Annotated in this window: 21 protein-coding genes and 1 tRNA gene; 8 read left to right on the top strand and 14 right to left on the bottom strand. The window is 62.1% G+C overall.

Features of this window, described 5'->3' with window-relative positions; genetic code table 11:
* Nucleotides 1-159: 159 nt before the first annotated feature.
* The 7 genes from J3U06_RS04920 to J3U06_RS04890 all read right to left on the bottom strand — a co-directional run bounded on the left by J3U06_RS04920 (nt 160) and on the right by J3U06_RS04890 (nt 7,893).
* Entirely contained in the window at nt 160-954 is a 795-nt protein-coding gene (locus J3U06_RS04920; RefSeq protein ID WP_267400720.1) for an isoprenyl transferase, read from the bottom strand.
* A 3-nt stretch (nt 955-957) separates the two neighbouring features.
* A complete protein-coding gene (recO, locus tag J3U06_RS04915; protein ID WP_267431314.1) occupies nt 958-1,680 on the bottom strand; it encodes a DNA repair protein RecO in 723 nt (240 codons plus the stop codon).
* A 15-nt stretch (nt 1,681-1,695) separates the two neighbouring features.
* Nucleotides 1,696-3,348, bottom strand: a complete 1,653-nt coding sequence (locus J3U06_RS04910) for an alpha/beta hydrolase family protein (protein WP_267444492.1) — start codon at nt 3,346-3,348, stop codon at nt 1,696-1,698.
* Between the two features lie 101 nt (nt 3,349-3,449).
* Entirely contained in the window at nt 3,450-4,679 is a 1,230-nt protein-coding gene (ispG, locus tag J3U06_RS04905; protein WP_416378845.1) for a flavodoxin-dependent (E)-4-hydroxy-3-methylbut-2-enyl-diphosphate synthase, read from the bottom strand.
* A complete protein-coding gene (gene dxr / locus J3U06_RS04900) occupies nt 4,676-5,959 on the bottom strand; it encodes a 1-deoxy-D-xylulose-5-phosphate reductoisomerase (RefSeq protein ID WP_267444491.1) in 1,284 nt (427 codons plus the stop codon). Before dxr ends, ispG begins: the two co-directional genes overlap by 4 nt.
* Nucleotides 5,956-7,719, bottom strand: coding sequence for a DivIVA domain-containing protein (locus J3U06_RS04895; RefSeq protein ID WP_267444490.1), 1,764 nt, complete (start codon nt 7,717-7,719; stop codon nt 5,956-5,958). The genes dxr and J3U06_RS04895 overlap by 4 nt, the downstream gene beginning before the upstream one ends.
* A gap of 100 nt (nt 7,720-7,819) precedes the next feature.
* Nucleotides 7,820-7,893, bottom strand: a tRNA-Val gene (locus J3U06_RS04890).
* A gap of 128 nt (nt 7,894-8,021) precedes the next feature.
* Between J3U06_RS04890 and J3U06_RS04885 the strand changes: the two genes are divergently transcribed.
* On the top strand, nt 8,022-9,566 hold the full coding sequence (locus J3U06_RS04885; protein ID WP_267400724.1) for an MDR family MFS transporter: 1,545 nt from the start codon (nt 8,022-8,024) through the stop codon (nt 9,564-9,566).
* A 147-nt stretch (nt 9,567-9,713) separates the two neighbouring features.
* Here J3U06_RS04885 and J3U06_RS04880 read toward each other — a convergent pair whose 3' ends face one another.
* Nucleotides 9,714-10,130, bottom strand: a complete 417-nt coding sequence (locus tag J3U06_RS04880; RefSeq protein ID WP_024627263.1) for a DUF3052 domain-containing protein — start codon at nt 10,128-10,130, stop codon at nt 9,714-9,716.
* 55 nt (nt 10,131-10,185) lie between these two features.
* A complete protein-coding gene (locus J3U06_RS04875; protein WP_267444489.1) occupies nt 10,186-11,052 on the bottom strand; it encodes a S16 family serine protease in 867 nt (288 codons plus the stop codon).
* Between the two features lie 94 nt (nt 11,053-11,146).
* On the opposite strand from J3U06_RS04875, the gene J3U06_RS04870 reads away from it, so the two are divergent.
* The gene (locus J3U06_RS04870; RefSeq protein WP_267444488.1) at nt 11,147-12,763 is read left to right on the top strand and encodes a zinc-dependent metalloprotease; all 1,617 of its coding nucleotides are present in this window, start codon (nt 11,147-11,149) and stop codon (nt 12,761-12,763) included.
* A gap of 36 nt (nt 12,764-12,799) precedes the next feature.
* Here the strand turns inward: J3U06_RS04870 and J3U06_RS04865 are convergent, their stop codons facing one another.
* Nucleotides 12,800-14,290: an ATP-dependent helicase gene (locus J3U06_RS04865; RefSeq protein WP_220237021.1), complete on the bottom strand. Its 1,491-nt coding sequence runs from the start codon at nt 14,288-14,290 to the stop codon at nt 12,800-12,802.
* Between the two features lie 103 nt (nt 14,291-14,393).
* On the opposite strand from J3U06_RS04865, the gene J3U06_RS04860 reads away from it, so the two are divergent.
* Both J3U06_RS04860 and J3U06_RS04855 read left to right on the top strand, forming a co-directional pair.
* Nucleotides 14,394-16,022: a phosphotransferase gene (locus J3U06_RS04860; RefSeq protein ID WP_416378932.1), complete on the top strand. Its 1,629-nt coding sequence runs from the start codon at nt 14,394-14,396 to the stop codon at nt 16,020-16,022.
* Nucleotides 16,023-16,111: 89 nt separating this feature from the next.
* Complete coding sequence (locus J3U06_RS04855) at nt 16,112-16,351, top strand: DUF3107 domain-containing protein (protein ID WP_220237019.1); 240 nt, start codon at nt 16,112-16,114, stop codon at nt 16,349-16,351.
* A gap of 66 nt (nt 16,352-16,417) precedes the next feature.
* Here the strand turns inward: J3U06_RS04855 and J3U06_RS04850 are convergent, their stop codons facing one another.
* Nucleotides 16,418-17,305, bottom strand: a complete 888-nt coding sequence (locus J3U06_RS04850) for a PHP domain-containing protein (protein ID WP_220237018.1) — start codon at nt 17,303-17,305, stop codon at nt 16,418-16,420.
* A 71-nt stretch (nt 17,306-17,376) separates the two neighbouring features.
* Here J3U06_RS04850 and J3U06_RS04845 point away from each other — a divergent pair, with 71 nt between their 5' ends.
* Nucleotides 17,377-17,985: a vitamin K epoxide reductase family protein gene (locus J3U06_RS04845; protein ID WP_267444487.1), complete on the top strand. Its 609-nt coding sequence runs from the start codon at nt 17,377-17,379 to the stop codon at nt 17,983-17,985.
* Here J3U06_RS04845 and dapF read toward each other — a convergent pair whose 3' ends face one another.
* Nucleotides 17,986-18,951, bottom strand: coding sequence for a diaminopimelate epimerase (dapF, locus tag J3U06_RS04840; RefSeq protein WP_220237016.1), 966 nt, complete (start codon nt 18,949-18,951; stop codon nt 17,986-17,988).
* A gap of 67 nt (nt 18,952-19,018) precedes the next feature.
* Between dapF and murI the strand changes: the two genes are divergently transcribed.
* Nucleotides 19,019-19,804, top strand: coding sequence for a glutamate racemase (murI, locus tag J3U06_RS04835; RefSeq protein ID WP_267431306.1), 786 nt, complete (start codon nt 19,019-19,021; stop codon nt 19,802-19,804).
* Nucleotides 19,805-19,872: 68 nt separating this feature from the next.
* A complete protein-coding gene (locus J3U06_RS04830; protein ID WP_267444486.1) occupies nt 19,873-20,724 on the top strand; it encodes a patatin-like phospholipase family protein in 852 nt (283 codons plus the stop codon).
* A gap of 76 nt (nt 20,725-20,800) precedes the next feature.
* Here J3U06_RS04830 and J3U06_RS04825 read toward each other — a convergent pair whose 3' ends face one another.
* Nucleotides 20,801-21,769, bottom strand: coding sequence for an SPFH domain-containing protein (locus J3U06_RS04825; protein WP_267400734.1), 969 nt, complete (start codon nt 21,767-21,769; stop codon nt 20,801-20,803).
* Nucleotides 21,770-21,936: 167 nt separating this feature from the next.
* Here J3U06_RS04825 and J3U06_RS04820 point away from each other — a divergent pair, with 167 nt between their 5' ends.
* On the top strand, nt 21,937-22,884 hold the full coding sequence (locus tag J3U06_RS04820; protein WP_220237012.1) for an aldo/keto reductase: 948 nt from the start codon (nt 21,937-21,939) through the stop codon (nt 22,882-22,884).
* Nucleotides 22,885-22,969: 85 nt separating this feature from the next.
* Here J3U06_RS04820 and ileS read toward each other — a convergent pair whose 3' ends face one another.
* Nucleotides 22,970-26,314, bottom strand: coding sequence for a mupirocin-resistant isoleucine--tRNA ligase (gene ileS / locus J3U06_RS04815; protein WP_267444485.1), 3,345 nt, complete (start codon nt 26,312-26,314; stop codon nt 22,970-22,972).
* Between the last annotated feature and the right edge of the window lie 221 nt (nt 26,315-26,535).

Below are 26,535 nucleotides of genomic sequence, written 5' to 3'. Positions count from 1 at the left end.
CGCTCCTTCGCTTCGTTTGCTGCCCTGATTCCCACAGCGGCTATGGCTTGCTTCGCTGTGATAAGACACATACTACCTTTCAAGGGCATTGCGAGAGTGCTCAGACATGTAAATTCGGACGACCATGGCTGGCTTCACATCATGGGAGGGACAGTTTTCTCAGCCATTCTCCACGCCGCCGAAGCGCCTGTCCCTGTGAATGTAATCGTCGATGGCCCGCCAGAGCACCTCGCGCCCGCAGTCAGGAAAGAGCTCAGGCACGAATTCCAGCTCCGCATATGCCGCCTGCCAGGGCAGAAAGTTGGAGGTGCGCTGCTCCCCCGAGGTGCGCAGAACCAGGTCGCAGTCCGGTATGTCGGGGTTGTAGAGGTGCTGGGCGATCATCTTTTCAGTCACCTTGGAGCCCTTGATTTGCCCGGCCGCCACCTCCCGGGCGATGTCAGTGGCTGCATCGGCAAGCTCAGCCCTGCCCCCGTAGTTGATGCAGAAGATCACATCAATCTTGGTGTTGTGGCGGGTGCGCTCCATGGCCGCCTCCAGCTCGTCAATGACCGACTTCCAGAGCCGGGGCCTACGACCCGCCCAGCGCACGCGCACTCCCCAGTCGTCCATCTGGGCCACTCGCCGATGGATGATGTCCCTGGAGAAGCCCATCAGAAAGCGGACCTCAGCCGGCGAGCGTTTCCAGTTCTCCGTGGAGAAGGTGTACAGGCTCAGGTAGCGGACCCCAGCCTCAATGGCCCCGGCTATGGTGTCGAAGACCACCGGCTCGGCAGCCCGGTGACCCTGGGTGCGCTCCATGCCCCTCTGCTTGGCCCAGCGGCCATTGCCGTCCATGATCACACCCAGATGACGAGGGACTGAACCCTTGGGGAACTGCGGGATACGCGCGGGATCGGAGAAGGGGGCTGCAGGCACATCCAGGGAGGTGTAGTCGACGGGGTCAAAACTCATGCTTCACGAATCTAATAGCCGCAGAGATCTGATGGGCCGCTCCAGATAATATTCGCCCCATTTCTCGACAAGACCATCGCAGAGGGGAGTTGAGCCCCTGCCGTCCAGCTTGGGCCAGTCCCCGCTGCTCAACGCCCGGAAGCGGGCCAGGGTGGCTGGATCTACCGCCACAGCGTCAGTAGGCCTGTCCCGACTGCAGACCATTCCGCCGCCGGGCACCGAAAAGTGGGTCAGCTGATCGGTCCGCCCGCAGACGATGCAGGAATCCAGCCGGGGCCGCCAGCCAGCCAGCGCTAGGGAGCGCAGCAGATATGAGGCGCCGATGTCACGGGGGTCATGCCGGTGACCTGCCAGACTGGCCAAGGCGGAGACCAGCAGACGGTATTGCTCCGGAGCCGGCTCGTGCTCGCCCACCACCAGCTTGTCGGCGGTCTCAAGCATGACACCCCCGTTGGCGTAGAGGTCATAGTCGGCGCATATGGCATCCGCATAGGGAGCTGTGCAGGCCGCCTGGGATACGATGTCCAAGTTGCGGCCGCGGGAGATGAGCAGGTCGTCACGCATGAATGGCTCCAGCCGGGCGCCGAAGCGGGACTTGGTCCGTCGCACCCCTTTGGCTACGGCCCTGACCTTGCCGTGTCCCCTGGTCAGAATGGTGACAATTCGGTCGGCCTCGCCCAATTTGACCGTTCTCAGGACCAGGCCCTCGTCACGATAGATGGCCACGACAGTCCCGTCCTTTCATTGGTAGATGAACAGGCCCCAGAAGGCGAAGATCAGCAGAACCCCGAACATGGCCAGGGTGGTGACGATGAAGAGTGCAACACCCAAGCGGGTGGAAGCCAGTACAGGCCTGGGGTCCATGTTCCGCATCTGCTGGCGAAGACTGGGGCCGCCGGCCTTGCTTGTGCGGACCTGGTCGGGCAGCCGGTCCAATCCCCTCAGGGAGGCTACTTCGACCATGCGAGCGAAGGTGCGTGACCAGGCCCAGATGACCAAGGCGCAGACCACCTGGATGACCGGCCAGCTCCAGTAGCTGACCCCAGCCTGGTCGGGCACGCCGCCCCAGCCCAGACGTACCACCGCCATGATGACCTGGCCCAGACCGGCTCCGAAAAGGACCAGGGTGGCCATAGTGGTGCCGGTGATGGTTGCCAAGATGCCGCCGAAGCCATGGCTGAAGCCCAGGACCGGGTCCTTGCGTCGGCGCAGACGGTACAGTTTCGTCAGACCGGCCGCCAGGGCCATGGCCAGGGCCGCCAGCAATAGCACCAGGGTCAGCAGGTGCAGGACTAGCATATAAATAGTCAGCGAGCGCCGCCCCCTCAGATCAGTGGGCACAGCGATGGACTGGTGGATAGTGGCCCCGCCCACGCTGGGGCTGGTCTGATGCAGGCCATGGGCCTGACCCACCGCCCAGTCGATCATGTCCTGCTGGTAGTGGTCGGCCAGGGGCGTGCCGGTCCGGGCCTCATCCCCCAGCCGCAGCACATGGTTGGAGACCGGATAGGAACGCACAGTGACGTTCTCATTGCCGGAAGCATGAGCTTTGGAGAGCACGCGCTGCACGCCCTCCACCTGGGCGGTCATGACATCCTTGGCCCCGTAGGCCAGCAGGGTGGGAATGGCGTAGGTGTAGCGGTCAGTAGGGTCGATATCCAGATTGTTCAGTCCCAAGAGGGAAGCATCGGTGCTGAAGAGCCGACGGACCACCGACTGGTAGCCCTGGTTGGCCCCGGCAATAGCGAAGTCCTGGGCCACGAAGAAACCCATGGCGTGCCGCGGGGAATAGACCATTGGGCTCAGCAGGATCTGGAAGGCTATCCGGTGGTCCATGGTCAGCAGCATGGCGGCGATCCAAGTGCTCTCGCTGGTGGCATAGATGCCCACCTTGGATGCATCCACATCATCCCGGTCGCGCAGCAAATTGGCAACCCGCTCGTAGGCCCTGGCCGAAGCGGGATAGTCCCGGTCGGCATCCGTGGTTGACCAGACCGGCTTGTCCAGCACGGCAGTGACGAAGCCAGCAGAGGCCATGGACCGGGCCACGTCCCCGAAGGAGTTGTCGCATGTGCCATAACCGGCGCCATGCATGAAGACTACAGCCGGCCGATGGCCGGAAGCCCCCTGAGGAGTACGAATCAGAATCCGAATACGTTGGCGCTCGCCAGTGGCGGGCCTTTCCATGCTCAGTTCCTGGTGACGGGATTCGACCTGGTACTGCCCCACGGTATCCCTGGCAACCCCGGCAGGCCAGTCAAAAGTGACCGCGGTATCCGGAGTCAGTGTGGGGAAATTCTGATCCACTGGTTCGTATTTCCAGGGAACGGCGGTCAGGTGGGAGACAGAAGCCAGCAGACCCATGAGAATCACGAAGATGGGCAGGCTGGTCATCAGCCGCCTGACCCTGCTCCACCGACTTGCGGGGAGGGAACGCTCAACCTCTTGGGACACGACGGCCATTGTAACCGGTGGCGAGGATGGTGCTTATGCGCTCAGCTGGCACGGCCGGTGACCGGAACCACCATGGGCCCTGCCTCCGGCAGGGTTTCACCCTGGACCGCCGCCTTTGCATCCATCCGGGCGGCGATTTCCTTGGCCCGCTCCAGCAGTGTGGGGACGATTTGGTCCTCAGGGACGGTCTGAACCACCTTGCCCTTGATGATAATCTGGCCCTTGCCGTTGCCCGAAGCCACCCCAAGGTCGGCCTCCCTGGCCTCGCCTGGCCCATTGACGATGCAGCCCATGACAGCCACCCTGATGGGAGCGGTGATGTCCTTAAGACCCTCGGTGACTTCCTTGGCCAGCTCGATCACATCCACCTGGGCCCTGCCGCAGGAGGGGCAGGAGATGATGTCGAAGTGGCGCTGGCGTAGACCCAGGTATTCCAGAATCTTGCAGCCCACCTTGACCTCTTCCACAGGCGGTGCGGACAGGGAGACACGGATGGTGTCGCCGATGCCCTCGGCCAGGAGCGCGCCAAAGGCCAGGCAGGACTTGATGGTCCCCTGCCAGGAGGGGCCGGCCTCGGTCACGCCCAGGTGCAGGGGCCAGTCGCCCTTGGAGGCCAGGAGCCGGTAGGTCTGGACCGTTGTCACAGGATCGTGGTGCTTGACGGAGATCTTGAAGTCGTGGAAGCCCACATCCTCGAACATGTGGGCCTCTTTCAAGGCCGAAGCGACCAAGGCCTCGGGGGTGGGGCCGCCGTAGCGGGCGTAGATGTCCTTGTCCAGGCTGCCGGCGTTTACCCCGATACGCAGGGAGATGCCCGCATCCGTGGCGGCCTTGCAGATTTCTGGGCCGATCTGGTCGAACTTTCGGATATTGCCCGGGTTGACCCTGACAGCTGCACAACCCGCATCGATGGCCTGAAAGACATACTTGCTCTGGAAGTGAATGTCGGCGATGACCGGTATGGGTGACTTCTTCGCAATGATGGGAAGCGCGTCGGCATCGTCCTGGCTGGGCACAGCCACCCGTACGATATCGCATCCAGCTGCGGCCAGCTCGGCGATCTGCTGCAAGGTCGCATTGATGTCAGCGGTGACCGTGTTGGTCATGGACTGCACCGAAATGGGAGCGCCTCCGCCGACCGGCACAGGCCCCACCATGATCCGACGGGAGCGGCGACGAGGATGCAGCGGAGTCTGGCTGATGGCCTGCTCGCCTGTCTTGCGGAACCCTTGGGAGGGTGCTGGCTGTTCGGTCTTGGGAATGCTACTCACGCTGTCATGTCTATCAAAGCATCGGCCCTTTGGCGTGCCTCATGCTCGACTTGCTCCATTACCTCCACGGATGTGAATGTTCCCGGAAGATGCGTTTCCATGGCATCCATGACTGAACGGATGGTTTCGACGATGTCCAGGTAAGGCAGCTGATGATCCAGGAAAGCCCGGACCGCCTGCTCGTTGGCGGCATTAAAGACCGCAGTCATGGGCTCGCAGCTCCCTAGAGCCCGCCTGGCCAGATTGACCGCCGGGAAAGCCTGGTCATCCAAGGGCTCGAAAGTCCAAGTACTGGCCTTGGACCAGTCGCAGGGCGCAGCCACATGGTCAAGACGGACGGGCGCCGACAGGCCTAGGGCGATTGGCAGACGCATATCAGGTGGCGAAGCCTGGCTTATGGTGGCCCCGTCCTGGAATTGGACCATCGAGTGGACCACAGACTGGGGGTGGACCACCACGGTGATCCGCTCGGGCTCGATCCGGAAGAGCCGACTGGCCTCGATGACCTCTAGACCCTTGTTGACCATGGTGGAGGAGTTGATGGTGACCACCGGACCCATGGACCAGGTCGGATGGTTCAGGGCCTGTTCAGGGGTGATCTCGCGCATGGCTTGGCTGCTCCAACCCCGGAAGGGACCCCCTGAGGCAGTGACCACCAGACGGGCCACCTCTCCATGCTGCCCCGAACGCAGAGACTGCCAGATGGCCGAATGCTCGGAGTCGACAGGGTTGATCTGGCCCGGCCTTATCTCGGCGTCAAAGAGCAGATGGCCTCCGGCCACAACGGACTCCTTGTTGGCCAGAGCCAGCTGGGATCCGGCCTGCAGGGCTGCAATAGACGGACGCAGACCAACTGAACCGGTAATGCCATTGAGGACCAAGTCACTGCCGGAACCGGCCAGAGCCTGAACCGCATCCATGCCTGCCTCTACCTGGATGCCAGTCAACTCCAGAGCCTCGAGAGCCTGCTGCAGAGCCGGAACCTGGGCCTTGTCGGCCAGAGCAAGACGGGTCACGCCAAAATCGCGAGCTTGGCGGGCCAGCAGTTCGACATGCGCGCCGCCAGCGGCCAATCCAGTCACTTGGAACCGGTCCCTATGACGACTGATCAGATCCAAAGCCTGAGTGCCAATGGATCCTGTGGATCCCAGGATGACCAGACTGCAAGACTGGCCGGCATCGTCCCTGGGCGACCAATCCGACAAGATGCGCTCATGCTCGACCGACAAACCAGCCTGCCTGCCTTCACTGCCTGCATTCATTGTTTCCGAATGACTCATCGACCGCCTTTATCCTGCTCCCCCTCGTCACCGAAGGCCGGGAAAGCAATATCAGGAATGTCCAAATCCATCTTGGGCAGATCCTGGTTGAGCAGGGAGGCCAGGTAGGAATCCGGATCCTTGTCCTGCTTATTGCCCTGCGTGTTTTGCGAATACCGGGGCTTGGCCCAGTCGGGCGTATCCGTGCTGCTTCCAGCTGTTTCAGCCCAGGACCGCTCATGGGCCTCAGGCGCTGCTGGCGAGGGTTCCCCATAGCTGCCCAAGGGCCCGCCTGCGCCCAGAGGACCATCGACGAAGGGCGAGGAGATGATTGAGGCGGATCCCGGCATAGATGAGCCGTCAGTGTCAGCACCTGCCGTTGAGGGAGACACTGGCGATTCCGGCCTTGTGGAGGGGACGAAAGCGTTCCCTGCCGAAGTAGGCGCAGTGGAGGCCGTGGGTGCCGAAGAGGTCGGCTGGAATACCGCAGGCTCAGGAGTCTGTGGTGCGGGGGAAGGCGAAGAAGCGGCCACCGAGTTGAATGGCACGGATTGCGCAGCCGACGCGGGTGCTGCTGACGCTGATGTGGGAGCCGCAGGAGTGTGGCTGGTTGGCGCAGAGGCCGGCTGTGCAGCCGCGGGCGGCACGGAGGCGGGCATGACCGATTCCTGTTGACCGGAGACAAAAGGATTGGCAGGGGTGGGATTGGCAGAGCCAACAGGGGCTCCGCCACTCACGTCTGCTGAGGAGGCCGACCTGGCTGTGGAAGAGGCAGGAACAGCTGCCGCCGATGCTGCTGAGGCTGCCCCAGCGCCTTCCTGAGTCAGTCGCTGGTTGACGGTCGAAGCCAGAGCACTCAGCGAACTGTTGGGTTGCGCCGTCGGTGCTGTAGGCGTTGTCTGCGTGCTGGCGGCCGGCGCCTCAAAGATAGCCCGCTCCGCCTGGTGCAGTTGAGCGAAATCGTCCTGGCTGCCCTTGTCGCTCGCGACAGCGGAATCATCGGGAATGCTCCAGGCTGGTGCCTGGCTCTGTCCGATCAGCGGCTGAACGCCCGAAACTGAAGGGTTCTGCCCGGCAAGCTGCGAGTGCCCAGAAACAGCAGCTGGAGCCGTTGCATTAGCGCTTGCTCTCTTGGCCCTCTCGCTGACCCTGGCAAAGGACTCCAGCTGCTCCAGAAGCTCGACGGCCTTGGCCAGGAAGAAGTCCACCTGGCGCTCGTCATAGCCCTTGGGCCCCCGCCGCTGGGTGAAGATGACGTTGGAGACGCGGTCAGCCGTGATGTCGGTGTTCTTCGACTTGCCTGAGTCGGTCTTCCGTCCCTCATGCAGGTTGAGCTGATCAGAAGTCTTGTTGAGGACCTGCTCGATCAGCCGCTCCACCTGCTTGCAGTCGTATGAGGGCATGCCGGGATCCCCGCGCTTGAAGACGCTGCCCGAGGGTCTGCCGGCATGAGCGGTCAGCTCTGATTGCAAACTGACCATTCTAGTCGTCCAGCCATCCACGCCCACCCGGGCTATCTCCAGACTGGTCTGCCTGTCGGAAATCACCCTTTCCAGCCGTGAGAGGGCAGCATCCACCTGGGTGATGATATAACCGTTCTTGCACAGGTCAAAGGAGGCGTTGGCTATCTCCTCCTGGGTAAGATCGGGGTCCTGGCTCTCATAGAGTGAGTGAGCCCGCTCCAAGAAAGCATCAACCTGCTTGGTGTCATATCCCCACTTGCGCTTGCCCGAGCGCGCGATGGTCGCCTCGGTTCCACGGGCATCAGGCTTAGCTGACATCAGGCATCGACCTCCTGACCTTTCTTGCCAACGATCTTCGTGCATCGATTCTACGTGAGCGCTAAGACGCAACTTCGGGCACACACCCCTAAAACCCCTGTGGTCCCGCCCGGACTCGAACCGGGGACATCCACCGTGTAAAGGTGGCGCTCTAACCAACTGAGCCACGGGACCAGCACACTACCTTAGCAGAATACACGGTGACAAGGCCGCAAGGTGCGGCTATAATCCTCTAGGAATTCGGGCCTTGCCCGCAAAAGAAGAGAAACACACCGTATATACCGCATAAGAGGGGGTTCGGATTGTCACAGACAGTCGATACAGGCAGTGGCAGAAAGACCAACCGCACCTTGGTGACAGTGGCGGTCTTTATTGCCACCTTCATGACGGCCATCGAGGGGACCATCGTCTCCACCGCCATGCCCACCATCATCGGGGACCTGCATGGGCTGTCCATCATGAACTGGGTCTACTCCATCTATCTGCTCATGACGGCGGTCACCACACCCATCTACGGCAAGCTTTCGGACCGCTTCGGCCGCAAGCCGCTGCTGACCATCGGCCTGCTGGTCTTCGTGATCGGGTCCACCCTGTGCGCCCTTTCCCAATCCATGCCCCAGCTGATCAGCGCGCGTTTTCTGCAGGGCTTGGGGGCAGGCGCCATCCAGCCGCTGACATACACGGTTCTGGCCGACATCTATCCCCTGGACAAGCGGGCGGGCATGATCGGTCTGAACGGTTCGGCCTGGGGTATCGCCTCCATCATCGCCCCCCTGCTGGGAGGCTTCATCGTCCAGCAGATAAGCTGGCACTGGGTCTTCGCCATCAACGTGCCCATCGGCCTGCTGGTCATCATCATGATCCAGCTCTTCCTGAGCGAACATATCCAGGCGCGTAAAACCCGCGTCGACTACATCGGCATCGGGCTGCTCAGCATCTGCCTGATCTGCCTGATGCTCGGCCTGCAGAGCCTGGGATCGGCGGGCGATGCGCGGATCACCTTGGTTCTGATTGCGGCCACCGTGGTCACCTTTGCCCTGCTTCTTCATGTCGAGGGCCGCCAGGAAGATCCCATCCTGCCCCTGCGACTCTTTCGGATCAGGACCTTCGTCATCCAGAACATCTGCATGCTCCTGGTGGCCGGATTCCTCATGGGCTTCGACACCTACATGCCCATCTGGATGCAGTCTGTTCTGGGAATGAACCCCTCCCTGGGCGGTTTCGTGGTCACCCCCTCTTCCATTCTTTGGCTCCTGGGCGCCTACCTGGCCGGACCTCTGACCATGCACCACCCGCCGCACCGGGCCACCAATATCGGCCTGGCCTTCATCCTGACAGCCTGCGTCTGTTACATAGCCGTCCCACAGGCCACCGCCTACTGGGTCTTTCTGGTCATTTCCGCCGTAGTCGGTTTCGGCTTCGGCCTGACCATCACCACCTCGACCATCACCGCCCAGAGCGTGGTGCCAGCAGGTGATGTGGGCGCCTCGACCAGCTTCAACACACTGGCCCGTTCCCTAGGGCAGACCCTGATGGTCTCAATCTTCGGCATCGTCATGAACACGGTCATCGCCCGCGAGGTGCCCCAGCATAAGGGGCTGACCGAAGACATGATGAACAGCATGATCAACCCGGCCACAGCAGGGAGCATCCCCTCTCGCCTGCTGGGACCGGCCCGCACCATCGTCTTCGACGGCCTGCATTGGATATTCCTGGTGGGCCTGGTCATCCTGATAATCGCCTTGGTGGCCAACCTCTGCGATATCCGCTCGCGCACGCTGCTGGCTGAATATCAAAACAAGGCCACGACGGTGGCTCCTGCCGTTGCTGAGAAGGGCGAGCGGTAAGGGCCGTTGTCCAGACGGATTCCTCCGTGAATTCCTCATGAACGACAAGGAGGTGTCGGGCATGTTTGATCCTGATGCCCGACACCTCGTTCATTGGCGCTTATGCGATATGTCGAGCCGACGCAGGCGCCGTTACAGCCAGGAGTCTTACTTGCCCTTGCCGAAAGCCCGCAGCTGGGTGGCGTTCCAATCCTTGCTGACGGTGGTGGGCATCAGGGCGTTCATGCCCGCAGTCTTGGCCGCATTGGAGACGACCCCTGGCGCCGAAGCTCCAGGTCTGCCGGGTTTGGGAGTCAGCACCCAGAAAGGTGCGCCCTTGTTGACCATGGCCGAGGCATCCATGATGGTATCCGCCAGATCGTCTTCGGCATCACCGTCCCGCCACCAGATGATGACCCCATCCACGGCTGCGTCATAGTCCTCGTCCACCAGCTCTTCGCCGGTCAGATCCTCGATCCTAGTCCGGATCCCGTCGTCGACATCGTCGTCCCACATCCATTCCTGGACGATATCGCCGGGATGAAAACCGAACTCTTCCGCTGTATAGGTTGTAGTCTCAGCCACGGCTTCAGCATAACAAGACTGCCGGAATTCACCAATTAATTGGACCGGCCTTGTCTTACCTGCCCTTGGCGGCCGTGCAGCGGGGCAGCACCTCCCCCTGGCCATGGCCGATGGCCACCAGGGCCTTGTAGGCCTCATCCAGGGTGGACACCCGCACGTCGCGCAGTCCTTCGGGCACATGGCCTGCCACCTGTGAGCAGTTGGCGGCTGGGGCCAGGAACCAGGCGGCGCCGTCCCGTCTGGCCCCCAGCATCTTCAGCTGAATGCCGCCGATGGCCCCGACTCGCCCTTTCTCATCCATGGTGCCGGTCCCGGCAATGGTCAGGCCACCGGTCTCCTGCTCGGGGGTGATCTTGTCGATGGCCCCCAGGGTATACATGAGTCCGGCCGAAGGGCCGCCTATGTCGGCCACCCTCATGCTGAACTGCAGACCTGATACGTCATATCCACGAGCCTTGAGGAAGGCCAGAGCCTGGGCCGAGGCAGCCTTCTGGGAGCCGTGCATATCGCCCTGCTCCTGGCGCTTGTACTCCTCCACGCTCTGTCCGGGAGGCACCACGGCCTCTTGGGGAAGCACCGTGGCGTGAGGGTCGGCCCAGCCCACCAGGGCGTCCAGATTTGAGGCCGGGTAGCCGGAGATTCCGCGGGCATTGACCGTGGTCATCAGCAGCCTGCCCTTGTCACGATGGACCTGACCACCCTTCACCTTGATGACTGGTGATCCTTTTGAACTTCCCAGCACATCCTGGGTGGGGCCGGGCGTCTCGATGGTGTAGGGCGAAGGAAGGAAAAGCACCAAGAGGGCCAGAATGACCAAAAGACCACCGACCAGCATTTTGCGGGTGGGTCCGCCAAGTGTCCCGATTTGCCTTTCGGGTGCGCCTGTGGCGCAGTGATCCGATTTCCCGTGCGGAAGTGTCATAGCTCCAATATTATGGTTGATGAAGACGATAATCCCGGCAGACGCCAACCTAAGCGGCGGGCGACCTGCCTTGGCGAGGACTGGAAACAAAGCAATGGACGAGAATGCAATCCACCAATGGCTCATTGAGTGCTTCGGCCCGGTGCAGGGCGAGCTGGCTTGGAGTCAGTTCTCTCAGCTGCCTGAGTCCATCCGCTCCCAGATGGCTGCCCAGGGAGCCGAACAGTTGCCCAAACCCGCCGAAGTCCAGGCCCTGATTCAGGCTTTCACGGCTGGAGGACTGAACACTCCGGCTGACATGCAGGCCCAGGCTGACCAGGGGCCCATCAACGTTGCGCTGGCCAAGAACATCGCCCTGGGGCGCACCAGGGCCGACCAGTCCGACACCGCTGTCACAGCCGAGGACAGCGACCGGGTGGCCCGAGTCATGAGCGAAGCCAACCTCTGGCTGGACACCGTCTGCGCCTTTGACCCCGCCCCAGGCCAAACCGAAGCCTTGACCCGTGCAGGATGGATCGAGGGCAGCATAGACGCTTGGGTTCAGTTCGCCTCGCCGGTGGCCCAGGCGGTCAGCGAGGCCTTGACCTCCGTCATAAGCCAGCGCTTCCAAGGTTTCGACCAGGGTGAGATTTCGGGGATGTTCGCCGGACCTGTGCCCATCCCCTTGCCTGACAACCTCAAGGATCCGACCACGCTGATGAGGCTGCTGGGGAACACCTCATTCGCCATGCAGCTAGGTCAGGCCGCCGGCGAGCTGGCCAAGGAGGTGCGCGGAGGATTCGACCAGGGCATACCGTTGCTAAAGAACCCCGCCGGAGCCCTCATACCTCAGAACATCAAGGCCTACGCCAAATCCCTGCAGCTGGATCTGGACGAGGTCACCCGCTACATGGCCCTCAAGGAAGCCGCCCACGCCCGGCTCTACGCTGCCGTCCCCTGGCTGATGCCGCGCTTCGAGGCCCTGATCGGCAAGTATGCCCGGGGAGTCTCTATCGACCTGGACGCTGTGGAGGATCAGCTGCGCGACGCTGAGCAAATCAACCCCGAATCGATCGCTGGCGCCATCAACCTCAGCAATGTCGGCATTGAGGATACCCCTGAGCAAAAAGAGGCCCTGCACAGCCTGGGCGACCTGCTGGCCCTGGTGGATGGCTGGGTGGATTGCGTGGTCTGGAACGCCGGGATGGCCCACCTGCCCCACCTGGAGCAGCTGCGGGAGATGACCCGACGCGAGCGTGCCGTGGGAGGGCCGGCTGAACAGACCTTTGAGTCCCTGCTGGGCCTGCATCTTCATCCCAAGCAGCTACGTGAGGCCGCCGACCTTTGGGAGCGCATCACCGCAGAGGAGGGAATCCAAGGCCGTGACAGTCACTGGTCCCATCCTGATCTGCTGCCTTCGCTGCCTGTTAAGGTCGAAGGCGACCAGGGCGGAGCATCTACATCTGCAGACGGGCAATCCGAGCAGAAGGACGCCACTTCCGCTCCCTCGGTGGACTGGGATGCCGAGCTGGACAAACTATTGAATGCCGAGGAAAAGGATTCCTCTGCCGATTCGACCGCCTCCGCAGACTCCGGAGCTTCTGATTCCCACGCTGCAAATGACCAGGAACATTCGGGCCACGAGGCTCCGGGCGACCAGAAGAGCACCCGCGACAGCAACCCGGACCAGGATGACTCAGACAGGAGCGATCCTGACAGCAGCCAGGACTGAACACCCCCTACGTTCCGATGGACGAGACGTTGGTTCTCAGCGGTGAATGAACCGGCTGGGGGTGCGTCGGACGAAGGCGCTGCCATCCTTGTGCTCCGCGTAGGAAAGATGCAGGGTGTCCTCTGCTCGGGTCACCCCTACGTACATGAGGCGGCGCTCCTCCTCCAGGGCATCTCCTTCCGGCGGTGAGCCAAAGGGAATCAGCCCCTCGGCGCAGCCAACAATGAAGACATGAGCGAACTCCAATCCCTTGGCAGCGTGAATAGTGGAGACCGTGACCCTCCCCTGGCCCATGCCGCCCTCAAGCTGTTCCAGTACTTCCTGCCTGCTCAGATCGACCGACTGGTTCTGCCAGCCCGACTCGGTACGCACCCGATAGCCGATTCCGCGTTCGTGCAGGGCACGGCAGATCAGGGTCTGCTGGGCATTGATCCGGGTCAGGATTGCAAACTGGCCGGGCCGCGCCCCCTTCCGAATCATGGAGGATATACGGGAGGCCACGGCTCCAGCCTCATCGCCATCGTCCTCATAACGTGTCATCGCGACCCTGCTGCCCGCCTGACGGGCCGAAGCCAGCTTCAGATAGTCGTCACGCACCGGCGAGCGCGCCAGAATGCCGTTGGCGTAATGGACTACCCTACCCGTGGACCGGTAATCGGTGGACAGATCTAAATCTGCCTTAATGCCGGGGAATTCCTGGGGGAAGTTCAGCAGATAGTAGGAAGTGGCTCCAGCAAAGGAGTAGATGGTCTGGGCTGGGTCCCCCACCACACAGAGGTTCTGCCTGCCGTTGAGCCAGAGCTTGAGCAGCCGGTGCTGCAGGGGCGAGACATCCTGGTATTCGTCCACGGTCAGCCAGCCGATTCGGTCTCGAATATCTGCAGCAGCCTGGCCGTCTTCCTCCAATATGTGGCAGACCAGCAGGAGGATATCATTGAAGTCCATCTGATTATGGGCGGCCTTGGAGCTCTCGAAGACCGTGTACAGGTCGGCCATTCGATCGGCCTCCAGACCGGCCGGCGGCAGACGGTGACTGGCCGCGCAGACACGAACGTAGTCCTGAGGGGCAATCAGCCCCACCTTGGCCCAATTGATTTCCGCCGTCAGGTCCCTGACCTGGCCCGGGTCGGCCTCCTGCCCGCAGACCCTCTGGTAGGAGGAGGACACCAGAGGACCCACATCCTCAATCAGATCGGGAGGGTAGGTCCCGCTGACCTGGGGCCAGACCCGTCTGAGCTGCTGCAGGGCCGCCGAATGGAAGGTCGCCGCCTGCAGGGAGGCCGACACGCCAAGCTTGGTCAGACGATCACGCATCTCGGCTGCGGCACGGGCCGAAAAGGTAACTGCCAAGGTTCTGGAGGGCTCCCAGCTGCCGCTGGCACAGGCATAGGCCATCCGCCGGGTGATGGTCCTGGTCTTGCCAGCCCCGGCCCCCGCGACAATCCTCACAGGCCCGTCAAGCACGCTAGCCGCCTGCCGCTGGGCTGGATCCAGACCCTCCAGCAATCGTTCCTCATCCTCATGCACACCCCCATTGTGTCAAAGGCCGGTACCGGAACCGGCGGCGGCGTGCCCATGTGGTCTAGTGGGCAACCGTATCCACAACAGTCCTTGTATTATCCTTGAGGGTGTGAGTGAACGAACGAAGCTGACCCTGGCCGCCCTGGCATCGGCCACCATGCCCGAGGTGCCCATGACCGGTGCGCGGGACTGCGACCAGCTCAGCAGCCTGGACCGTACACAGGGCGTGGACTGCGCCGTGGTCCAGGATGCAACCGGCAACGTCTACGACGTCTGGGCCACCAGCTCGGAGGCCGGCAAACGTCGGCTGGCCGCTCGGGTCAAGGCGGCTCAGGCCCTGGCCGATGCCAAAGAGATAGCGGCCATGGGCTTCCGGGTCGAGCGCATATTGGCCTACCAGCCCGGGGAGAGGGCCGATAGTCCGACCGGCACCACCGCTGTTGCCGTCATGACCCACTGCCCAGGCCGAATCCGTCCCCTTCATCTGCTGACCTTGAACGAATGCACCGCCGCAGGCACCGCCATCGGCGCCATCCACCGGGTGCGTCCTGATTTTCTGAAAACCCACGGATATCCGGTCTTCTCCACCGCTCAAATCGCAGCCCAACTGCGGGGATGGATCAAGCGGCTGCGCATGGATGGCCACGTGCCCAAGGAAATCACCGATTCCTGGGCCTCCATCGTGGCGACCGACGGACTCTGGTCCTTTGAAACCTGCACCGTGCACGGAGGCTTCTCCGATGGAGACCTGCTCTATGCAGGCTCCGGGCTGAGCGGACTCTACGGCTGGCAGGATATGCAGGTCAACGATCCTGCCCGTGATCTGGCCTGGATCTTCGCCAAGCTGGACGGATCCCGCCGCAATGCAGTCATTGCAGCCTACGGCAGGATGATGGGGGCTCGGCTGGACGACCTGATCATGCTCCGAGCCAACCTCTGGCTGCAGATGGAGCAGGTGGGCGACTTCATCACCGCCCTGGATCATGCGGACAACGAACGGATCATCCAATTCAAAGCCCAGGTTGAGCGCCTAGCCCAGCAGCTGGGCGATCATGAGCAGGTCCAGCGCACCCGTCGCCAGGAGCAGACGCCAAGTCCGTCACCTGCCGGTGCACCCTCCACCATCACCGTAGGCACCCTGCTGGGCGACGATAATGCTGAAGCCCCCTCTGTAGCCGAGCTGCAGGAGAATCCGACACCAGAACCGGACCCCGCCCCGACAGAAGCGTCCGATGAAAGCTCAGCCACCATCGCCATCAACAGGGCGGAAATGGCTGATCTGGCTGTGGCCCAGACCGCCATGGGGCACTCCGATGCCAAGAATAAGCCCATTGGGCAGGACCAGAGCACAGACCTTGGCAGTGACGATCAACGCAAGCAGCCAGCTGTTGCTCCTGCTGCCCAAGACGAAGACTCAGGCCTGAGCGATCACTTCCGCGGCATCGGCAACCCAGCCCCCAGCGACGGGGATGCAGATGGCGAAGCGGATTCGCAGGCTGCAATAAGCCACTCGTCCGGAGATGACCAGCCCTCGAACGCCGCTGATTCAGGAGACGCCGTTTCCCAGCCGCATGATGCTTCGTCAACTCAGGCTCTTGCAAACGATCAGACAGAGACCATCGTCCTTCCCAGAAAACCTCTGCCCGAGCAGATCCCCACACTCACCACAGACGGACAAGCATCGGCATCGCCGCCAGACACGAGCTCTCCCCAGGAGGAGCCCCACGGGGACGCTTAGAGCGTAATCACCAGGGTCAGCGAATAATGAGACCGGAAGATCCGTGGACCGGCAGGTCTGGGCGACGGAGAAAAACCTTGGAGGTAACGATGGATATCGAATTCGGCATCAAAAATGTGGCCCGCACGGTCAGCTTCAGCACCAACGCCAAGGCGGACGAGGTGGCTGCCCACATCGCCCAGGCACTGAACGAGGGCGGACCCATCGATTTGGTGGACGACAAGGGTCGGCACATCATCGTTCCCAAGGAGTCGCTAGGCTACGCAGTGGTTGGTTCCGACACCACCCATCCTGTGGGCTTCGGCGTTCTGGGAGGCTCCTCCGACTGAGGCTGTGATCGCCTGACGGGGGCGGCAGGATCTTTGTGGTCCGCGACCGCCCCCGATTCATATCCGTTAACCCTTCCAGGCCACCGGATGGCTCCCCCGGGCCCTGTCCACGATTCGGGCCACCACCTCGTCGCTGGTGCTGTTCTCCCCCATGTGATTGGGTTTGCCTTGGCCGTGCCAGTCCGATCCGCCGGTCACCAGCAACCCCCAGCGCTGAGCCAGAGCCAACAGCCGTCGACGCTGCTCGGGCGGATTGTCCCGGTGCCAGACCTCCAAGCCTCCCAGGCCCTTTCTGGCCAGCGCGGCGATCTGCTGGTCGGAAAGCAGGACGGGATTGCGGCTGACCGCACCCGGGTGAGCAATGACCAAAACGCCCCCCGCATGGTTAACGGCTGCCAGCACCTGGTGGGTGGTCGGCGAGGGCGTGGGGAGGTAGTAGGCGCTTCTGGAGGAGCAGACCCCGGCGAAAGCCTGGCTGCGGTCGGCGTAGACACCGGCCTTTACCAGAGCGTCGGCAATATGCGGACGGCCCACCGTTGTCTTCGATCCCTCCTTGACCTGGTCCAGCACATTTTGCCAGGTGATCGGATAATCTCGGGAAATCTGCTCGACCATGGTCCTGGTTCTAGCCAGCCTGGCCTCCCTGGTCTTGGCAAAGAGCCTGGCGATGACCGGATCCTCCGGATCATAGAGGTAGGCCAGCATGTGAACCGAGACACGACCATCCTGCGCGGTGATTTCAGTGCCCGGCAACAGTGGCATCCCCAAGTTTTGGGCAACCTGACGGGCCTGATCCCAGCCCGCATTGGTGTCATGGTCGGTGATGGCCAAACCTTCCAGACCCAGCTGCTGCGCCTGCTCGACCATCCCCCTAGGCGTCACGGTGCCGTCCGAGAACACGGTGTGGCAGTGCAGATCCCACCCGGAAACCGTGGCAGTATCCTCATGCGTCATGCCTCCATCCTAAACTCGTGAACGCGTTCCTGTCCCAGAGAATCTCCCCAGCCATTGAGGTGATGGACCCCATGAGTGAATCGACCTCTTCAGCCCCTTCCAGCTATCTGATTGCCGCCCTGGCCTCACTTGCAACCCTCTACGCCAGCCTGGTTCTGTCAGCGGAAACCCTGCAGCTGGCACGTCACCCCCAGGGCCAGCTCAGCTGTGACATCAACTCAGTGGTCTCCTGCTCAGCCGTGGCCCACTCACCCCAGGCCGAGCTGTTTCGTCTGGGCACCCTGCCGGTTCCCAATGCCTTCCTTGGACTGATCGCTGAATCCGTCTTTCTGACGCTGGCCGTTGTGGGCCTTTGCCGGATCAAGATGCCCGCGCTGCTGGCAGCAGGGACCTGGCTGGCCTCGCTCGCCGCTCTGGCCTATGCGCTCTGGCTGTTCACCCAGTCGCTCTTCGTCATCCACGCCCTATGCCCTTGGTGCCTGGTCATGACCTTCGCCACCAGCCTGCAATTCATGGCTTTCAGCCACGCCACGGTGACCCAGCAGGGTCTTCCGCGCAAGAGGTCGGGATGGCTGCAGATCTACTACCAGCGGCACTTCGATCTGATGGTCGATCTGATCTGGCTGGTTGCCTTGGCAACCATCGTCTTGGCTGTGGAAGGCTCTGCCCTCTTCGGCTGATCAGCAGCCTGGCACGTGCTCCAGGGTCAGACGGGCGACCATTCTGGCCGGTCCGGTCAGCCACACATCCTGCGGATCCACATCCACCTTCAGACAGCCCCCGCCCACATGGATGGTCCAATGATCAACTCCAGTCAGGGCTCGCAGCAGCACGCCGCTGGCGCATAGGCCCGTCCCGCAGGACAGGGTCTCGCCCACGCCTCGCTCATAAACCCTCATGGTGGCCCGACCGCTGCCATTGTCGGCATCCAAGGCATCCAGACGCAGGAATTCCACATTCTGCCCCTCGGCAAGCCCGGGCCTGACTCGCGGCGGCGCCGACAGGTCCAGATCGCCCGGATCAGGCAGATCGGTCCTGGCCAGCAGGTCGGCCACGGTCCCCGGCAACCCGCTGGCCTCCAACTCGGCAGCGACTGCCGTCAGAACGACTGCGTGGGGATTGCCCATATCCACCATGGTGCCAGGAGCCGAGCCTCCTAGGGCGCCGCCGTCAATCAGCTGTTGCCCCACCGGCCCCATCCGCCAGGCCCCGACCTTGACCATGAACACATGCTCGCCATCGCACTTCATCGGACTGCACGAGACAATCCGCTTGACCCCGGCTCGGGTCCCCAGCAGGAAGGAGGACCCCTCCATGGTTGGCGTCAGCCCCTGCTTCTGAGCGAAGAGGGTGATAGCCCGCGTCCCGTTGCCGCACATCTGCGCCAGTGATCCGTCCGCGTTGCGGTAGTCCATGAACCACTGACAGCCGAAACGGTCACAAGCATCCACCTGCGCCTGGTCCAAGTCGCTGACATCGGCCGGGTGGGTCAGCCGGATCACCCCGTCGGCTCCGACCCCGAAATGCCGGTCGCACAGCCATCGCACCTGGTCGGCCGTAGGTTCCAGATCCCCCCGGGGATCGGCGTAGACCACGAAATCGTTGCCGGTGGCTTGCATTTTGTAAACAGTCCGGGGAATACTCATGCTTGTAGGGTACGGCCCTTCGGCGACAGGCTAGGCTGGTTCTTCGGCTGCGAAAGGAGCAGATCACATGGCATCAGATGCACCGATCGGGATCTTCGACTCCGGGCTCGGCGGTCTGAGCGTCACCGCAGCCATTCAGAACCTTCTGCCCCAAGAAAGTCTGCTCTACTTCGGAGATTCCGCCTACGCCCCCTACGGCACCAAGGAGCCGGACCGGATTGCCAAGCGCTGCCAGGTCATCGGCGACCGGTTCATGGACCAGAGCGTCAAGGCCATGGTCATCGCCTGCAACACCGCCACCAGCGTCTGCGTTGATCAGATGCGCCAGCGCTATCCGGTCCCTGTCATCGGCATGGAGCCGGCCTTGAAACTGGCTTGTACGCGCAGCGGAGGCCGACCTCAGCGGGTTCTGGTCACTGCCACCCCGCTGACCTTGAAAGAGGCCAAGTTCTCGCGCCTGATGGCACGGTTCTCCGGCAGGCACACCATCCTTACCCAGCCCTGCCCAGACCTGGTGACCATTGTGGAGTCTGACAGGCTAAATGACCAGACCCTGGTCGACGCCACTCTGCACCGTTACTTGGACCCCTACGATCTGCAGAACCTGGATGCCCTGGTCCTGGGCTGCACCCACTTCGTCTTCTTCCGCAAGTCCATCGCCCGCATCTGCCCGCCAGGCCTGGCACTGATTGACGGCAACCCGGGAACGGCCCGCCACCTCAAGGATCTGCTGGCCCAAGCCGATGCCCTCAACCCGGACCCCGGCCCCGGCAGAGTAGAGATCGCCAACTCTGATCCCTCGCCAGCCATGCTGGATCTGTCCAAGCGGCTACTGGCCTCATGCCGCCCCTGAACGGCTTGTCCAACGTTCACGCATAAGCTGTCATCAAGGGAGGATACCTGTCAGGAATCGAGGTGCCCATGGCACGCAAAAGAACAGCCGTCATTGACGTAGGCGGCGGTTACCGGTCCATCTTCGGCGCCGGCGTCTTCGACCGCTGCATGGAGCAGGGCATCGCCTTCGACCACTGCTATGGGATCTCGGCCGGCAGCGCCAATCTGGCCTCCTTCCTGTCGGGCCAGCTCAGACGCTGCTACCGCTTCTACACCGTCTACTCCTCGCGTAAGGAGTACGCAAGCGTGAGCAACTTCCTGACCAAGCACGCCTTTGTCGACTTGGACTACGTCTATGGCAAACTGTCGGCCCATGACGGAGAATACCCGCTGGATTATCAGGCTTTGAAGGCCAACCCGGCCCTGTTGACCGTAGTGGCCTGCAAGGCCACTGACGGATCCACCGCCTACTTTGACAAGTCCGACCTGGCCCAGGACAACTATGACATACTCAAGGCCTCATCCAGCGTGCCGGTGGCCAATAAGCCATACATGCTCGATGGCGTGCCCTATCTGGACGGCGGTATCGCTGACCCGGTCCCGATCCGCAAGGCCATGGACGAGGGCTATGAACGCATCGTCCTTGTCCTGACACGCCAGAGGGACATTCTGCGTGAGCAGAAGAAGGATGTCCTGCCGGCCCGAATCCTGTCGAGGACCTATCCGGCGGCCGGCGAGCGCCTAATGGAGCGCTACCGCACCTACAACGACGAGGTGGCTCTGGCCAAGCAAGCCGAAAAGGAGGGCCAGGCGCTCATCCTGGCCCCGGACAGCCTGTGTGGGCTGACCACGCTGAGCAAGTCGCTCAAGGGGCTCAACGCCATGTACGACAAGGGCTATCGAGCCGCCGAGGCCATAGCCGACTTCTTGAAAAGCTGACCCCCCCTCCACCCCCGCCGGACCTACCATACGGGGGGTTGTTGCTGTTGTTTTGTTCAAATCTTTTTAGAAGAACTTACAGAACTGGCGTTCCAGATCCGCTCTCTGCGTCCGCACTCTTGCGGTCGTGGCTGGGATCCGCACTTCCCTGACTGCTCTGGGCGGTCATCAGCGCTGCGGTCATCTGGTTAAAGAGCTCGTTATAGCCACCAGGGGTCGCCGCGGGCAGGACCAGGGTCTTGCCATTGTCAGACTCGGCCAGCGAGCGCATAACATCGAGATACTGGTTGAAGAGCACCACATTGTTGACGGCATCAATATCCATGCCCACGGCCCGCAGACTGTTGATCTGGTCCACAATGCCATTGGCGATCTCCCGCCGGTAGTTGGCTTGGCCCTCGCCCTGCATTCTGGTCTTCTCGGCATCCGCCCTGGCCTGCGTCTCGATCTCGATACGGTGGGCCTCGGCACGTTCACGGGTAGCCTCCTTTTCGCGCTGGGCCGCATTGATGGAGTCCATGGCCTGTTTGACCTGGGCGGAGGGGTCGATGGCGGTGACCAGGGTCTTGATAACCGAAAATCCGAAGCGCTGCATCTCCTGGCCAACAGTCTGCTGCACATCGGAGGCGATGTCATCCTTGCGGGCGAAGGCGTCATCCAGGCTCAGGGCGGGAATGGCCGATCTGAGGGCATCCTCCATGTAGGAGCGCAGCTGGCCTGCCGGGTCGACCAGCTCATAGTAGGCCGTAACCACGTTGGCCGCCTCCACCCGGAACTGTGCGGAGACCTCCACGGTGACGAAGACATTATCCTTGGTCTTAGTCTCCAGCTTGACGTTCAGCTGGTTGACGCGCAGGTTGGTCTTGGTGGCTATCCGGTCCACCAGGGGAATTTTGGCGTGGATGCCCGCCTGCGCCACCCGGTGGTACTTGCCAAAGCGCTCAATGATGTCCGCCTGCTGCTGGGGCACCACGAAGATTCCCGAGAGGAAGATGATCAGCGCCAGGACCAACACGGCGACCGCAATGGCAATGTCTAAATGCATGAGTGTTCTCCTTCGAGCTTAAAACCCTTGGATGTCGGACCTGAAAACCGCACCATTCCGGCCTCCCCTCCATCACTATACATGAGGCACACATCTGAATAATCCGTTCTGGCGCCTGGAACGGTAATAGACTCGGCCTGACAAGGCTTCAACCCGAAAGGATGAATATGGCAAAACTACGCGGCATCGACACCGAAATCTTCCCCCTGGTTCTGGGCGGCAACACCTTCGGATGGACCAGTGACGAATCAGAGTCTGATCAGGTCCTGGACGCCTACACAGAAGCCGGAGGCAACCTGATCGACACAGCTGACGTCTACTCGGCCTGGGCCCCCGGCCACTCCGGCGGCGAATCCGAGATCGTCCTGGGCCGCTGGCTGGCCAAGAACGGCAACCGCAACAAGGTCCTGGTGGCCACCAAGGTCAGCCAACACCCCCAGTACTCTGGTCTTTCAGCCAAGAACATCGAGGCCGCTGCCGATGCCTCCCTGCTCAGGCTGGGCCTGGATGTGATCGACCTCTACTACGCCCACTTCGACGACAGCTCCACCCCCTTGGAGGAGACCGCGGCAGCCTTCGACAAGCTGGTCAAGGAGGGCAAGGTCCGGACCATCGGCCTGTCCAACTACACACCTGACCGGATCCGCGAATGGTTCAGGATAGCGCGCCAGGAGGGCCTGACCCTGCCGGTGGCCTTGGAGCCCCAGTACAATCTGGTCTACCGCAGGACCTATGAGGATGGCCTCATGCAGGTCGCCAGGGACGAGAATCTGGCGGTCTTCCCCTACTTCTCGCTGGCTTCGGGCTTCTTGACGGGCAAGTACCGTACCATGGACGACCTCAAGGGCAAGCAGCGCGAGGGCATGGTCAAGGACTTCTTCACCCAGGAGGGGCTGGATGTGGTCGCCGCCATGGACGGCATCGCCAAGGCCCACGATGTTGAACTGGCCACCGTAGCCCTGGCCTGGCTCAACCACAGGCCTGGAATCGCAGCCCCCATCGCTTCTGCACGCACTCCGGAACAGTTGCCGGCCCTTCTGGCCGCCGCCCATCTGGAACTGAGCGACCAGGATATGCAGACCCTGGACCAGGTCAGCGACAAGGTCAAGGGCTGATCGGCAGCCGGGTATCACGCCCGGCAGGACGCATCACAAAGGGTTTCCATCTGATGCAGGATGGAACCCCTTTGTGCAACTAGGATCAGGCCTTGACCAGGTCGACCTGCGGCTGGTCCAGATCGCCAACATTGACGGTCAGATTGGTGGCCAGGGTCTCGCGAGCGATCAGGTCGCTGAACTGCTGGGCCTTGGGGGCATCCTCCCCGGGCAAGGTCAGGGTCAGCCGGATTCGATCAGCAATGTCCAAACCGGCAGTCTTCCGGGCATCCTGAACCTGGCGGATCAGATCTCGGGCATAGCCCTCGGCCAGGAGGTCGTCGTCCAGCTGTGTGTCGAGAATGACGAAGCCACCGGTGGGCAGGGCTGCAGAGGCCGATCTGTCGGCCTGGGAGCCATCCTCCTGCTCGATCCGGTTGTCCAGCTCGTATTCGCCTGGCTTCAGGGCCACCGATCCGTCGGGGGTAGCGACGACCACGTGCCCGTCCTGCTCGGACCAGTCGCCCTGCTTGGAAGCCCTGATGACGAACTGAACCTGCTTGCCCAGCCGAGGCCCAGCCGCACGGGCGTTGACCTTGAGATCGTGGATGATTCGCAGGCCATGCTGGCCGGCCTGGTCCAGGGTGCAGAATTCCACATTCTTGATGTTCAGCTCCGACTTGAGCACGTCCACGTAAGAACGGGCCGCATCGGGGTCGCGAACCACCACGGTCAACCGGGACAACGGCTGGCGGACGCGGATCTGCTCGGCCTTGCGCAGGGCCAGGGTGGCCGAAACCACCTCGCGAACCTTCTCCATGGCAGCTACCAGGGCAGGATCATCACGCAGGACCTGCCCCAGTTCGGTCTCTTGTCCGGTGGACTCATCGGCCAGGAAGGGCCAGTCGGCCAGATGGACCGACTCCCCACCGGTCAGACCACGCCAGATCTGCTCGGCTTCCATGGGCGCCAGAGGGGCCAGAACGCGGGCGAAGGCCTCCAGGACCGTATAAAGGGTGTCGAAAGCCTGGTGGTCCTCACTCCAGAAACGGTCGCGATTGTTGCGAATGTACCAGTTGGTCAGTACATCGATGAAGTCGGTCACCGCATCGCAGGCATCCGAGACGGCGAAGTCGTCCAGGGCCTTCTGCACCGACCGGATCAGCCGGCGGGTCCGCGCCAGCAGGAAGCGGTCCATCTCCGGCAGACTCGCCACCCAGTCCGGTGTCAGCGCCTGGGCCTGGTAGCCGGCTCCCATATTGGCCGCGTTGGCGTAGAGCGTGTAGAAGTAGTAGGAGCTCCAGACCGGCAGCATAACCTGACGGACCGTGTCACGGATGCCCTCGGCGGTGACGACCAGGTTGCCGCCGCGCAGGATGGACGAGCTCATCAGGAACCAGCGCATGGCATCGGATCCGTACTCGTCGAAAACCTCATTCACATCCGGATAGTTGCGTAGGTGCTTGCTCATCTTCTGGCCGTCGGAGCCCAGGACGATGCCATGGCAGATCACGTTCTTGAAGGCCGGCTTATCGAAGAGGGCCGTGGACATGATGTGCATGGTGTAGAACCAGCCGCGGGTCTGACCGATGTACTCGACCACAAAATCACAGGGATCCCGGTCCTCGAAATACTGCTTGTTCTCGAAGGGGTAGTGGAATTGGGCGAAGGGCATGGAGCCTGACTCGAACCAGCAGTCCAGCACATCAGTGATCCTGTGCATGGTGGACTTGCCGGTCGGATCGTCAGGGTTGGGCCTGGTCAGCTGATCGATCCAGGGCCGGTGCATGTTGATCTGCCCCTTTTCGTCGGTCGGGTAACGTCCGAAGTCCTTCTTGAGCTCATCCAGGGACCCGTAAACATCCACCCGAGGATACTTGGGATCGTCAGAAACCCAGACCGGGATGGGCGAGCCCCAGAACCTATTGCGGGAGATGGACCAGTCACGGGCATTGGCCAGCCACTTGCCGAACTGGCCGTCCTTGACATTCTCGGGGATCCAGTTGATCTGCTGGTTGAGTTCCAGAAGGCGGTCCTTGATCTTGGTTACGGAGACGAACCAGCTGGAGACCGGCTTGTAGATCAGCGGAGTGCCACAACGCCAGCAGTGGGGGTAGGAGTGGACGTAGCTCTTCTCCTGGAAGAGGATGGCCCGGTGCTCGGCGGGGATCCGGGCCAGGGGGCCGTCCCCTGCGCGCAGGTTGCGAATAATGGGCATGTTGGCATCGAAGGCCTGCATGCCTTGGTAGTCGGGGCACTGCTCGATGAAAACGGCCCCGGCATCGAGGACGTCCACGCTGCGGATGCCCTTGGCGTTCAGGGTGTTCATATCATCCTCGCCATAGGGAGCCTGGTGGACCAGGCCGGTGCCCTCCACAGTGTCGACGTAGTCAGCCATGTAGATGGTATAGGCATTGGGGCCGGGGGTGCCACCCTCTGATTCGGCCTGCTCTCCGGCAAAGTAGGGAAAGACCGGCCAGTACCGCCAGCCCTCCATCTGGGACCCCTTGAGGGTGCGGACCACCTGGTAGTCCTCCCCCAGCTGCTTGGCGTAATCGCCCAAGCGGGCCGTGGCGATGTAGAAGCGCTTGCCGGCGAATGGCCCAGACACCGGGCTGACTTCCGAGTACTCGATGCCTGCGCCGACCACGATGGCCAGGTTGGTAGGGACGGTCCAGGGAGTAGTAGTCCAGAAGACCGCATAGGCGTCCTCGTCCCTAAGCTTGACGGCCACGGAGACGGTGGTGTCCTGCCGGTCCTGGTAGACATCGGCATCCATGCGCAGCTCGTGGTTGGACAGCGGTGTTCGATCCTTCCAGCAGTAGGGCAGCACCCGGTGCCCCTTATAAGCCAGGCCCTTCTCGTAGAGGGTCTTGAAAGCCCACATGACCGACTCCATGTAGGAAACATCCAGGGTCTTGTATCCGTGATCGAAGTCCACCCAGCGGGCCTGACGATGGACGTAATCCTTCCACTCGCTGGTGTACTTGAGCACCGATGCGCGGCAGGCGTCATTGAACTTCTCGATGCCCATCTGCTCAATCTGATCCACGCTGTCGATACCAAGCTCGCGCTGGGCCTCCAACTCGGCGGGCAGACCATGGGTGTCCCAGCCGAAGACACGGTTGACCTTGTGGCCTTTCATGGTCTGGTAGCGAGGAATGACATCCTTGACGTAGCCTGTCAGCAGGTGCCCATAGTGGGGCAGGCCGTTGGCGAAGGGCGGACCATCGAAGAAGACGAACTCGTTGTCGGCATGATCGCCAGATGGACGGCGATCCACCGATTTGTTGAAGGTGTCGTCCTGATCCCAGTAGTCCAGAACGGACTCCTCCATATCAGGGAAGGAAGGATTGGGCTTCACCTTAGCCAGAGCCGGGTCCACCACCGCCTTGGGATAGACTTCGCCATCCCGATTTGTCGCATCTGAGGTATCAGTGGTCTGATTCACCGTTCACGCTCCTCGCTGGTCGTTCATGTCGCCATACCGAGGACGAGGGACCCAGGGGGCCCACCGCGGTACCACCTCGCTTGCCCGGCCAATGACCCGCACCGGACCGCTTGATCTGGGCTATGCGGGCCCACCCGTCGGTTCTACTGAGGATCGCCGCAAGCAGTCCCGTTCTTCCGAAGGCTCCCCGCTGATGACGGATCAAGGCCTATTGATAGTTA

This window comes from Bifidobacterium sp. B4142, assembly GCF_026537325.1.
Classification (GTDB): Bacteria; Actinomycetota; Actinomycetes; order Actinomycetales; family Bifidobacteriaceae; genus Bombiscardovia.
Note: the sequence above shows the minus strand (reverse complement) of the source record. Positions and strands in the feature narration are given on the sequence as shown.

Coding starts and splice junctions, on each gene's coding strand:
- J3U06_RS04855 (WP_220237019.1), top strand. CDS start 16,112: ATGGATATCGAATTCGGCATCAAAAATGTGGCCCGCACGGTCAGCTTC.
- murI (WP_267431306.1), top strand. CDS start 19,019: ATGGCATCAGATGCACCGATCGGGATCTTCGACTCCGGGCTCGGCGGT.
- J3U06_RS04910 (WP_267444492.1), bottom strand. CDS start 3,348: ATGACCAGCCTGCCCATCTTCGTGATTCTCATGGGTCTGCTGGCTTCT.
- J3U06_RS04820 (WP_220237012.1), top strand. CDS start 21,937: ATGGCAAAACTACGCGGCATCGACACCGAAATCTTCCCCCTGGTTCTG.
- J3U06_RS04845 (WP_267444487.1), top strand. CDS start 17,377: ATGAGTGAATCGACCTCTTCAGCCCCTTCCAGCTATCTGATTGCCGCC.
- dapF (WP_220237016.1), bottom strand. CDS start 18,951: ATGAGTATTCCCCGGACTGTTTACAAAATGCAAGCCACCGGCAACGAT.
- J3U06_RS04830 (WP_267444486.1), top strand. CDS start 19,873: ATGGCACGCAAAAGAACAGCCGTCATTGACGTAGGCGGCGGTTACCGG.
- J3U06_RS04895 (WP_267444490.1), bottom strand. CDS start 7,719: ATGTCAGCTAAGCCTGATGCCCGTGGAACCGAGGCGACCATCGCGCGC.
- J3U06_RS04875 (WP_267444489.1), bottom strand. CDS start 11,052: ATGACACTTCCGCACGGGAAATCGGATCACTGCGCCACAGGCGCACCC.
- dxr (WP_267444491.1), bottom strand. CDS start 5,959: ATGAGTCATTCGGAAACAATGAATGCAGGCAGTGAAGGCAGGCAGGCT.
- J3U06_RS04850 (WP_220237018.1), bottom strand. CDS start 17,305: ATGACGCATGAGGATACTGCCACGGTTTCCGGGTGGGATCTGCACTGC.
- J3U06_RS04825 (WP_267400734.1), bottom strand. CDS start 21,769: ATGCATTTAGACATTGCCATTGCGGTCGCCGTGTTGGTCCTGGCGCTG.
- J3U06_RS04870 (WP_267444488.1), top strand. CDS start 11,147: ATGGACGAGAATGCAATCCACCAATGGCTCATTGAGTGCTTCGGCCCG.
- J3U06_RS04920 (WP_267400720.1), bottom strand. CDS start 954: ATGAGTTTTGACCCCGTCGACTACACCTCCCTGGATGTGCCTGCAGCC.